At 40.5% G+C, this 11,182-nt stretch carries 13 protein-coding genes; all 13 read right to left on the reverse strand.

The genetic code is table 11. The features are described from left to right. Positions 1–68: 68 nt before the first annotated feature. On the reverse strand, positions 69–1,085 hold the full coding sequence (gene spoIID, locus M3600_RS15150) for a stage II sporulation protein D (protein WP_237942057.1): 1,017 nt from the start codon (positions 1,083–1,085) through the stop codon (positions 69–71). Positions 1,086–1,369: 284 nt separating this feature from the next. After that, positions 1,370–2,677 carry a UDP-N-acetylglucosamine 1-carboxyvinyltransferase gene (murA, locus tag M3600_RS15155; protein ID WP_233315911.1) on the reverse strand — a complete coding sequence of 436 codons (1,308 nt, stop codon included), beginning with the start codon at positions 2,675–2,677 and terminating at the stop codon, positions 1,370–1,372. A gap of 33 nt (positions 2,678–2,710) precedes the next feature. Further along, positions 2,711–3,466, reverse strand: a complete 756-nt coding sequence (locus tag M3600_RS15160; protein WP_233315912.1) for a YwmB family TATA-box binding protein — start codon at positions 3,464–3,466, stop codon at positions 2,711–2,713. A gap of 208 nt (positions 3,467–3,674) precedes the next feature. Then, on the reverse strand, positions 3,675–3,911 hold the full coding sequence (locus M3600_RS15165; RefSeq protein ID WP_233315913.1) for a DUF1146 family protein: 237 nt from the start codon (positions 3,909–3,911) through the stop codon (positions 3,675–3,677). Positions 3,912–4,109: 198 nt separating this feature from the next. After that, complete coding sequence (locus M3600_RS15170; protein ID WP_233315914.1) at positions 4,110–4,517, reverse strand: F0F1 ATP synthase subunit epsilon; 408 nt, start codon at positions 4,515–4,517, stop codon at positions 4,110–4,112. A 21-nt stretch (positions 4,518–4,538) separates the two neighbouring features. Further along, complete coding sequence (gene atpD / locus M3600_RS15175) at positions 4,539–5,960, reverse strand: F0F1 ATP synthase subunit beta (RefSeq protein WP_233315915.1); 1,422 nt, start codon at positions 5,958–5,960, stop codon at positions 4,539–4,541. 61 nt (positions 5,961–6,021) lie between these two features. Then, positions 6,022–6,882: an ATP synthase F1 subunit gamma gene (gene atpG / locus M3600_RS15180; protein WP_233315916.1), complete on the reverse strand. Its 861-nt coding sequence runs from the start codon at positions 6,880–6,882 to the stop codon at positions 6,022–6,024. A gap of 35 nt (positions 6,883–6,917) precedes the next feature. Further along, complete coding sequence (atpA, locus tag M3600_RS15185; protein ID WP_233315917.1) at positions 6,918–8,426, reverse strand: F0F1 ATP synthase subunit alpha; 1,509 nt, start codon at positions 8,424–8,426, stop codon at positions 6,918–6,920. A 24-nt stretch (positions 8,427–8,450) separates the two neighbouring features. Beyond that, positions 8,451–8,987, reverse strand: coding sequence for a F0F1 ATP synthase subunit delta (locus tag M3600_RS15190; RefSeq protein ID WP_233315918.1), 537 nt, complete (start codon positions 8,985–8,987; stop codon positions 8,451–8,453). Further along, positions 8,984–9,514 (reverse strand): F0F1 ATP synthase subunit B, encoded by a 531-nt coding sequence (locus M3600_RS15195; protein WP_233315919.1) that lies wholly within the window; start codon positions 9,512–9,514, stop codon positions 8,984–8,986. The genes M3600_RS15190 and M3600_RS15195 overlap by 4 nt, the downstream gene beginning before the upstream one ends. Before the next feature lie 102 nt (positions 9,515–9,616). Continuing rightward, complete coding sequence (atpE, locus tag M3600_RS15200; RefSeq protein WP_127739009.1) at positions 9,617–9,829, reverse strand: F0F1 ATP synthase subunit C; 213 nt, start codon at positions 9,827–9,829, stop codon at positions 9,617–9,619. Between the two features lie 70 nt (positions 9,830–9,899). After that, on the reverse strand, positions 9,900–10,604 hold the full coding sequence (gene atpB / locus M3600_RS15205; protein ID WP_396953816.1) for a F0F1 ATP synthase subunit A: 705 nt from the start codon (positions 10,602–10,604) through the stop codon (positions 9,900–9,902). Between the two features lie 25 nt (positions 10,605–10,629). Next, positions 10,630–11,019, reverse strand: a complete 390-nt coding sequence (locus M3600_RS15210) for an ATP synthase subunit I (protein WP_233315921.1) — start codon at positions 11,017–11,019, stop codon at positions 10,630–10,632. Positions 11,020–11,182 lie beyond the last annotated feature (163 nt).

Genomic DNA, 11,182 nt, shown 5'->3' on the forward strand with positions numbered 1-11,182 from the left:
TTTTTCTAAAGGGATGAAAAGTAAAAAAAGCCCCCTTGCTGCCAAGGAAGCTTCCTGCTATTTCTATATTATTTATTTGCCATATAAGCTGTCAGAAGTTTCTCAGAATCTGTTACAGCTACACCTTTATAGTAATACTTGACGATATCCTCATATGTCTTGCCTTCAGCCGCCATTCCGTTTGCACCATACTGGCTCATCCCGACACCATGACCATATCCCTTCGTTGTCACAACGATATTCTGGCCTTCTCTGGTCATAGTGAAGTCTGTTGACTTTAAACCAAGCTTATCGCGAATGTCTGTCCCTGCAAGCTCTTTTCCGCTTATATTCGCTTTTGCAATTCGCTTGCCTTTCGTATACTCTACATTTGTCATAATGCTTGTACTGCTTCCTACAGAGACGCCAAGTTTGCTTTCGAACTCTTGAATACTGAGCTCTTCTTTGCCGTTAAACTTTGGGGAGTTCTTATCCCACGGGCTTTCAACACTCGTTAAATAAGCAAGAGAGTTAGCCCAGACATCATCAGCGTTTTCTGTATATCCATTACTTGTGGAGAAAAATAGAGCATCGATTGGCTCTCCGTCATATGTCAGAATCTGTCCTGCTGTTGCTTGAACGGCATCCTCAATCTTTTTCATCTTCCAATCATAATCACCGGTTTTCCAGGTTGATTTTAATTCTGCTTTATTCTTATATACTTGATAAGTAATAGAATCACCGACTATTGCTCCATCAGGCAATCCTGAATCCGTTTGGGAGATCATCCTGCGGACGATATAGGTTCTTGCTGCTAATGCTTGCGCTTTTAGTGCTTCAGGTTCAAAGCTTGCATTCATCTCCAGTGCCACAACACCGGCAACATATTCTTCTAAATCAACTTTCTCTATCTTTTTTTGCTCTTCCCTATAGATGGAAACTTCCACAGATGGACCTGTGTTTTCTGCTGGCGTAACTTGTGCTGGCGTATCATTTTTGTCATTCCCTCGTTCTGAAATAAAGGGAAGCACCAAAACAGCTGGAAGCAATAAAGTGATGCTGAACAGAATGGCTCCTAGTGCGATAAAGGGTTTGAATTTGATCATATATAAGCCTCCATAAGAACGATGTAGATATTGCTTCGAGAAGACGATTAATGTCTTACAAAACATTCTTATGGGCTTGGACAAGCATTTATGACTTTATTCATCAGGAAAAAACCATGAAAATAATCGGTCTAGGCGTTCTATTTTTTCTAACTTTGCATAGTATGGGAGTAATCTCTCGTTATCTCTTCATTTCCTCATTAACCTCTTCCAAGCTTAACTGCACAAAAAAAACAGCTATATCCATCTCATAAGGGAAATGAATAATAGCTGCTTATGTTTTATTACGCATTCATATCTGCGACATAAGTTGCAGTCAATGTAACTTGCTCTTCTTCTGTCACTCGTTCAATGTCAGCACCTAATCCCGCCAGCTTCTCATGGAAGTTAACATATCCGCGATCCAAGTGCTTCAGTTCAGTAACTCTTGTAATACCTTCAGCCACAAGTCCTGACAATATTAATGCTGCTGCAGCACGTAAATCTGTTGCTGCTACTTCAGCACCTTGCAGGTTTGTTGGTCCATTCATAATAACAGAACGACCTTCAATCTTCACATCGCCATTCATGCGTCTGAACTCTTCAACATGCATAAAACGGTTTTCAAAAACAGTTTCTGTTATCATGCTAGTTCCTTTAGCGCGAAGCAACAATGCCATCATTTGTGACTGCATATCTGTTGGGAATCCAGGATGAGGCATTGTCTTAATATCAACAGCTTTTAAGTTTTCTGCACTAATAACACGAAGTCCGTCTTCTTCCTCTTTGAAGACTACACCCATTTCTTCCATTTTTGCGATTAAAGATGAAAGATGTTCTGGCACTGCACCTTGTACAAGGACATTTCCGCCTGTGATAGCAGCGGCAACTAAAAACGTTCCAGCTTCAATTCTATCCGGAATAATTGTATGTTCTGCACCGTACAGCTTTTCTACACCTTCAATTCGAAGTGTGCCAGTTCCTGCACCTCTTACTTTTGCACCCATTGCATTTAGGAAATTAGCTAAATCAACAATTTCAGGTTCTTTAGCAACATTTTCGATGATTGTTGTACCTTTAGCCAGTGTCGCAGCCATCATAATGTTTTCTGTTGCCCCTACACTTGGGAAATCTAAATAAATTTTCGCTCCATGCAGACGATCTTCAACAGACGCCTCAATAAAACCATTTCCTACCTGTACTTTTGCACCCATTGCTTCAAAGCCTTTAAGATGCTGATCAATCGGTCTAGAGCCAATTGCGCAGCCTCCTGGCAATGCTACTCTTGCATGGCCATTTCTAGCCAATAATGAACCCATTACCAAAACAGAAGCTCTCATTTTGCGCACATATTCAAATGGCGCTTCCACACTCAACTCTTTTGATGCATCTACTGTTACTTCGTTGTTGGCAAAAGTTACGTCAGCATTAAGAAAACGCAATACCTCGTTTATTGTAAATACATCTGAAAGAGTTGGAACTGACTTAATTATGCTTTTTCCATCACTTGCTAATAATGTAGCGGCGATTACAGGCAAAACGGCATTCTTTGCGCCTTCTACTTTAACCGTTCCATTTAACCTTTTTCCGCCGCGGACGATGATTTTATCCAAAGTGTATTCCCCTCCGCGTCCAATGTCTCTATATTAATATTCAATCGTTATGATGGGTGTGCCAACTACAAAGGTAGTCTTACCGCCCATTCCTTGTGTCCTGATTCCCAATTGCAAGTTCATTGCCTTGTCATTTTCCTGAATTTTCTCATCAAAGATAGACGTTATGGCTGAAGCTGATACAAAATCATCTTCCTCTAACGCCTCTATTTGTTTCGCTTGAAAAGCATCCAATAAATGGTTTACATAATAAGGCAGACTCTTACTAATCTTATCATTGAATTCGCCTTTTATACAAGAGAAAATTGTTGGTTTTCCACGAAATATAGCTGAAACTTTTTCTTCTATATCCTTTTTCAGCATTTTGCTGAACTGGTCACTTAACTCCTTCCCTTTCACTTCATATATAACATATGATTGAGCAGTTTGGGTTGTTAATGAAGCAGTGACCGTTATACTCTCTTCTTTGCTGCTGTCAGCTGAAAGTAAAGCTTTAGCCTGCCAGCTGCTGCTGTTTTCTGTTTCCGTCCATTTTGCATCAGGAAATTTTTCCTGCAATTCAGCCTGAACGGCTTTTGCATCTGATAAGCTTTTCACATTTTCCAATTTTTCTCTTGCATGCAGAGACCATTCAGTTACATTAATGTTCTGTTCCTCTTGTAAAATTCCATTTATGATAAATAGGTCTAGCTGTTTTTTCGCGATAATTGGGTTATTCCCAAAAGTGACTGCTGCCAAACCAACTAGTATTGTTAACACGATATAAATTACTGTTCTTTTTTTATTCATCTTATATTCCTCCCCCTTACTAGCATTGTTTCCATAGTAGGGGAATGAAATACTCACGAATTGTCGTCACTTTTTGACATGAATATATTCTATATCAGCGTACAAACTAATTTTATTCAACACGCAAGTTGAATTGTACTGAAAAAGTGAACAAAAGAAAACATGTATGAAGACCTATTTAGTTGGTAATTGTTTCTTCCAATGCATCTTATTGCATAATTAGTGGCAACTGTTGTGACCAAAGCAGATAATTAAGGAAGAAGTCACTGACTAGTGATCCCATTATTATCGATAATAACACATATAAAACTCTTGCTTGAACTACTTTGTTTGCACGGATGAACTTTTCAATGTTCAAGGACTGCAATGCCCACCAAGCCAGGGCAATAAATACCACATTTGTTACAATGCTGAGCAACGCCTGTTGGCCAAAATCTTCTATCACGGCCGAACCTCCACTCTTAAGTTTCCTTGCTAACTTCTATTTGACGAACTAACTACCTAAAAGGTTTCATATTTTTTCATTTTCATTTCATTTTTATTTCATTTTCGTTTCTTCTAGACCTTTTTTGTTCTTTTAAAGCCCTTTCACGAACGAAAAAAATGCCCCCAATTTGCATTTTTGCAAAGGAGGCATTTGGTTTTAATATCTTTTTTCGATTATAGAAATACGGTTCATTGCACGTTTGAGAGCAAGCTCTGCGCGTTTAAAATCTATATGTTCACTACTCTGCGCATGCAATCTTTGCTCTGCACGCTCCTTAGCTCGTAAAGCACGATCATAATCGATATCTTCCGCAGTTTCCGCAGATTGAGCAAGCACCGTTACTTTATCTGGCCGAACCTCTAAGATTCCGCCATTGACTGCCAAATACTCAGAAGTCTTTCCATTTTTCAAGTGTATGACACCTATTTTAAGGGGAGCAACCATTGGAACATGGCCTGCCATTATTCCAAGTTCTCCGCTTTCTGCTTTTGCGATAACCGTCTCAACGTCTGAATCATGCACCGGGCCATCAGGAGTTACTACATGGACTTTAATCGTCTTCATTTCTACCCCTCCTGACTAGAATTATACTTCAACACCCATTTTTTTAGCATTTTCGATTGCTTCTTCGATTCTTCCGACTAGGCGGAATGCATCTTCTGGAAGGTGATCGTATTTACCATCAAGGATATCCTTGAAGCCTTTAACAGTTTCTTTAACAGGAACATAAGAACCCTTCTGTCCTGTGAACTGTTCTGCTACGTGGAAATTTTGTGACAGGAAGAATTGAATTCTTCTTGCGCGATGTACGACCATTTTATCTTCATCATTCAACTCATCCATACCAAGGATGCTGATGATATCTTGAAGCTCTCTGTAGCGCTGTAAAGTTGATTGTACTTGACGAGCAACATTGTAGTGCTCTTCTCCTACGATTTCAGGCGACAAAGCGCGTGATGTAGATGCCAATGGATCCACCGCTGGGTAAATACCCATCTCTGTCAATTTACGCTCAAGGTTTGTTGTTGCATCCAAGTGAGCAAATGTTGTTGCAGGCGCTGGGTCTGTGTAGTCATCTGCTGGTACATAAATCGCTTGGATAGATGTTACTGATCCTACGTTTGTAGAAGTGATACGCTCTTGTAATTTACCCATTTCTGTTGCTAGAGTCGGCTGGTAACCTACTGCTGAAGGCATACGTCCAAGCAAGGCAGAAACTTCAGAACCTGCTTGTGTGAAACGGAAGATGTTATCGATGAAGAACAGAACGTCTTGTCCTTGCTCATCACGGAAATATTCAGCCATTGTCAAACCAGTCAAGGCAACACGCATACGAGCACCTGGCGGCTCGTTCATTTGTCCGAATACCATTGCTGTTTTCTTAATAACGCCGGAATCTGTCATTTCGTGGTATAGGTCATTTCCTTCACGCGTACGCTCTCCAACACCGGCAAATACAGAAATACCGCCGTGCTCTTGAGCGATGTTGTTGATAAGTTCTTGGATAAGAACCGTTTTACCAACACCTGCTCCTCCGAATAGACCGATCTTTCCACCTTTAATATAAGGTGCAAGCAAGTCTACTACTTTAATACCTGTTTCTAGTATTTCAACTTGTGTAGAAAGCTGCTCGAACTTCGGAGCTTCTCTATGAATAGAGTCTCTTCTAGCATCAGCTGAAATTTCTGGATCAAGGTCGATTGTTTCTCCCAATACGTTAAATACACGTCCTAAAGTAACATCACCAACTGGTACAGAAATAGACTTACCTGTATCTGTTACTTGAGTTCCTCTAGTGATTCCATCAGTAGAAGACATCGCGATTGTACGGACCGTATTGTCACCTAAATGCAGGGCAACTTCAAGGGTTACTTCAGCGTTGTCAGAAGCATTTTCTCCTGAAATACGAACCACTTTCAAAGCATTATTTATATCAGGCAAATGGCCACCATCGAACTTAACGTCGACTACAGGACCCATTACCTGAAGAACTTGTCCTAAGCTCATGTTTTTCCCTCCAATACTTCTTTTCATAGAATTGCAAAGTCGCAATTCTATTGCTTAAATCCTATTCCAGCGCAGCTGCACCGCCGACGATTTCCGTAATCTCTTGCGTAATAGCAGCCTGGCGAGCTCGGTTATAAACTAGACTCAAATCATTGATAATTTCTTTCGCATTATCAGTAGAGTTCTTCATTGCTGTCATCCTAGCAGAGTGTTCACTCGCTTTACTGTCAAGCAATGCACCGTAAATTAGGCTTTCTGCATATTGCGGCAGCAATACATCCAAAATCTCTTCTGCAGAAGGCTCAAATTCATAGGAAGTAAGTGCAGCAGAGTTATTCCCGATATCTGTAAGAGGGAGAATTTTCTTCTCCATTACATCCTGCTGGATTGCACTCACATAATGGCTGTAAATGATGTGTACTTCATCAAATGTTCCATCACTAAACATGCCGACAGACTTGTTCGTAATATCCTTAATGTCCAAGAAGTCCGGCTGGTCCGCAATTCCGACAATGTCCAAAATGACATTTGTCCCTTGCTTCACAAGGAAATCTCTGCCGACTTTACCGATTGCAATAACTGCATACTCATCTTTTGATTGATGCTTAGCTTGTACAATCTGGTTCAGCTTTCTTAAAACATTACTGTTATATGCACCCGCAAGTCCGCGGTCTGATGTGATAATAATATAACCTGTCTTTTTAACCGGACGGGCAACCAGCATTGGGTGGGAGCTGCCTTTGCTCCCTGCCGCTACTGACTGTGTCACTTCTTCTATCTTTTCCATATATGGAACAAAAGACTTTGCATTTGCTTCTGCTTTATTCATCTTAGCAGCAGATACCATTTGCATCGCTTTTGTGATTTGGCTTGTCTTTTTCGTTGAATTAATACGTGACTTTATATCGCGTAATGATGCCAAACGTTTTCACCACCATTCATCAGATTTTCCTTTTATTACTCAGTTGCAGCGAACGTCTTTTTGAAGTCGTTAATCGCAGCTGCCATATCGTCGTCAGAAGGAAGCTCTTTCGTTGACACAATGTGATCCAGCAATTCTTTACGGTTATGATCCATCCAGTTCAATAACTCATCTTCAAATCTTCTGATATCATGTACTGGAATATCATCAAGGAATCCGCGCGTCAATGCATAAAGGATCGCTACTTGCTTTTCTACTTTTAATGGTTTGTTCAAGTCTTGCTTCAGTACCTCAACTGTACGGGCACCGCGGTTCAACTTATCTTGTGTTGCTTTATCAAGGTCTGATCCGAACTGTGCGAATGACTCAAGCTCACGGAATGACGCTAAGTCAAGACGAAGCGTACCTGCAACTTTTTTCATCGCTTTAATTTGTGCAGAACCACCTACACGGGAAACAGACAACCCTGCGTTGATTGCAGGACGTACTCCTGAGAAGAACAAGTCAGACTGCAAGAATATTTGACCATCTGTAATAGAGATTACGTTTGTTGGAATATATGCAGATACGTCTCCTGCTTGTGTCTCAATGAACGGCAATGCAGTAATAGAACCGCCGCCTTTAGCGTCGCTCAGCTTCGCTGCACGCTCAAGTAAACGAGAATGCAAGTAGAATACATCCCCTGGATATGCTTCACGGCCTGGAGGACGACGAAGCAGCAAGGATAATTCACGGTATGCTGATGCTTGTTTAGAAAGATCATCATATACGATTAAAACGTGCTTGCCGTTATACATGAATTCCTCACCCATAGCTACACCTGCATATGGAGCTAGGTAAAGCAATGGAGCCGGCTGGGAAGCAGATGCAGTCACGACGATGGAATAATCCAATGCACCGTGTTTGCGAAGTGTTTCAACCGCATTACGAACAGTAGATTCCTTTTGTCCGATTGCTACATAGATACAGATCATATCTTGGTCTTTTTGGTTAAGAATTGTATCGATTGCTACAGATGTTTTACCTGTTTGGCGGTCACCGATGATAAGCTCACGCTGTCCGCGGCCGATTGGCACAAGTGCATCAATTGCCTTGATACCTGTTTGAAGCGGCTCACTAACTGATTTACGGTCCATAACACCAGGTGCCAAGAACTCAATCGGTCTAGTTTTGCTTGAGTTAATCGGACCCATTCCATCCACAGGCTGACCTAATGAGTTAACAACACGTCCAATCAATTCTTCGCCTACAGGTACTTCCATGATTCTGCCTGTACGACGCACTTCGTCACCTTCGCGAATGTCTGTGTAAGGACCAAGGATGATGATCCCGACATTGCTTTCTTCTAAGTTTTGGGCAAGACCCATAACTCCGTTAGAGAACTCAACAAGTTCCCCTGCCATACAGTTGTCCAATCCATGAACGCGAGCGATTCCATCACCAATACTGATAACCGTACCTACTTCACTCACTTGAACTTCTGATTGGTAATTTTCAATTTGCCTTTTTATAAGAGCACTGATTTCTTCCGCTTTGATGCTCATGCGTTTCACCCCTATCTTGAAATCTTATCCTAATAATGTACGTTGCAGACGTGCAAGCTTGCCTTGTAAGCTGCCGTCGAATATTTTGTTACCTATGCGAACTTTAATTCCGCCCAAAAGGTTGGAATCAACAATATTTTCAATATTTAGCGACAGTTTCCCTACTTTGGCAGCAAATGCCGCAGAGATAGCCGATTTTTCACTATCTGTAAGTTGTCTTACAGAGTAGACTTTCGCTTCTGCAATTCCTTTTGCATCATTAACAAATTCCAAAAAGTAATTACAGATGCTGACGATATAATCTTCGCGATGTCTGTCCATTAAAAGCATCAACATGTTTTGCACATGAACACTTGCTGAACTGAACGCATTTTTTACTATCTCTTTCTTTTGCTCCAATGAGATATTAGGAGACTTGAAAACTTGCTGCAAATCCGGTGAGTTGGCCACAACTGCTTTTACAACACGCATTTCCTCTTCCAACTGTTCCACATTGCCATTTTCTTTCGCGATTTGGAAAAGGGCTAAAGCATAGCGCTTTGATACTCCTGTATCCATCATCGTTTTTCGCCTACCTCTTGTATGTAATCATTAATCAGTTTCTCCTGATCCTGTTCACTCAGCTCTTTTTCGATTACTTTAGAAGCGATTAATACAGATAGGGAACTAACTTGCTCGCGAATTGCAACAACTGCCTTTTCCTTCTGTTGTTCAATTTCAAGCAATGCTGAATTCTTTAGTCTTTCCGCATCTTTTCTTGCATCAGCAATGATTGTTTCTCTTTGCAGCTCACCTTGAGCCTTTGCATTGTCGATCAATTCTTTTGCCTCAGTGCGCGCCTCTTTCAGCAATGCCCGCTGTTCTTCTAGAAGCTTAGAAGACTCGATGCGGTTTTTCTCCGCACTGTTTATTTCATTTGCTACAAATTCTTCCCTTTGCTTCATGATTCCCATAATCGGTCCCCATGCGAATTTCTTCAATAGCGCAAGAAGAATTAAAAAGATTACTAATTGAAATATGGCTGTTCCACCATTTATACCGTGAGAAGCTGCTCCAGCAGCTCCTAATACGAAGCTATTTAATAACACAACGGTTCACTCCCTTCCAACTGCTTACCTTCAAACTGACTTTTTTTGCATAAAGTAAAGGCGAAGTTTTCAAAAAAGTCTTCGCCATTTTTTAGCTATTTATTAACGGTTAAGTACCATGAATGCAATTACAACTCCGATAATCGGCAATGCCTCAACTAATGCTACCCCGATGAACATTGTTGTTTGTAGGAAACCGCGTGCTTCTGGTTGGCGTGCAATCCCTTCAACTGTACGTCCTACGATCAAACCGTTACCAATACTTGCTCCTAATGCTGATAAACCAATTGCGATTGCTGCTGCTAAAAGATTCATTATTAATTTCCTCCTAAATATATCAATATGATTTTTTTATAGTTTCACCTTAAAAAAATAAGGGAATAGATTAATGCTCGTCACTTACTTTATGAGACATGTAAACAAAAGTTAACATTGTAAAGATATAGGCTTGTATAAACCCTATGAAGATAGAAAAACCTTGCCATGCCATTGTTAAAGGAATTGCAGCAATAAAGCCTGCCCATCCTGTCCACGCTAATGAACCTACTAATAGGGACAATAGCAGTTCCCCGGCATAAATATTTCCGTACAGACGCAAACCAAGCGTCAAAGTATTGGAAAACTCTTCGATTATCTTTAAAGGAAGCAAGAACTTCATCGGCTGAACATAGCCTTTGAAATACCCTTTAACTCCTTTTTGCTTAACACCATAATAATGTGTCAATGCAATGATCATAGAAGCTAATGTCAATGTGATAATCGGATCGGCTGTTGGTGATTTCCACCAAAGAACACCGTCAACCACTATAGAAAACGGCAAACCAAGCAGGTTGGAAATTAACACGTAAAAGATGATTGTCATCCCTAACATGTGGAACTTCCCTCCATCTTTCCAATCCATGTTGCTTTTGATGATGTTTTTCACGAAGTCCATTACCCATTCGATCATGTTCTGCATCCCTGTAGGCTTGAGGGCCAGTCGGCGCGTTGCAGCAACAGCGATAATAAATACGATCAAACTTGTTATGGCTATCATCAAGACACTGGATAAATCTACTCTCAAGTATTCCGAACCGAAAAGGTAAAACACTTTCTCTTTGTGATCCAAGCAATTCTCACCTCTCTTTTCTAATACTATTTTTAAAAATAGTACTAAATAAGTAATCTATCATAATGACTATGTAAGCCGTCATTAATCCAATAACAACGCTGATAAGGTGTATCTGCTCAGGAAATTCCATGGCTAATGCAACCCCAAGGACCGCAGCCGCCATTCTTTGCAGCATTCCTAATGATTGCGTTTTTTTTCCTTCATCTATGTTTCTGCTGAATCTTGCCATCCTTCTCACTAAAAGCCAAATATTATAAAGGCTTAAGGCTGTCCCAATTAACAGACCCATAAAAACAGGCTTATAAGGGGTTGCAACCCACCCGATAAGGTAAAGTGAAAGCAGTATAGATATGTACTTAAGTTGTTTTGTAAGCATCTGCTTTATTTCAAACATAATTTAGCCAAATCTCCTGACAACAGACTTTCTTTCAGACAGCTTTAACAGGGAACAAAAACAGCCTTTTTTGCGTCACAAAAAAAGCAATATTTTTTGAAAAGGCCCTGAAAACCCTATCATCTACTTTGTAAGCATACAATAAGGTTATGTCAAATGTCAA

It is taken from the genome of Niallia sp. MER 6, from assembly GCF_023714395.1.
In the GTDB taxonomy this organism is placed as follows: domain Bacteria; phylum Bacillota; class Bacilli; order Bacillales; family Cytobacillaceae; genus Niallia.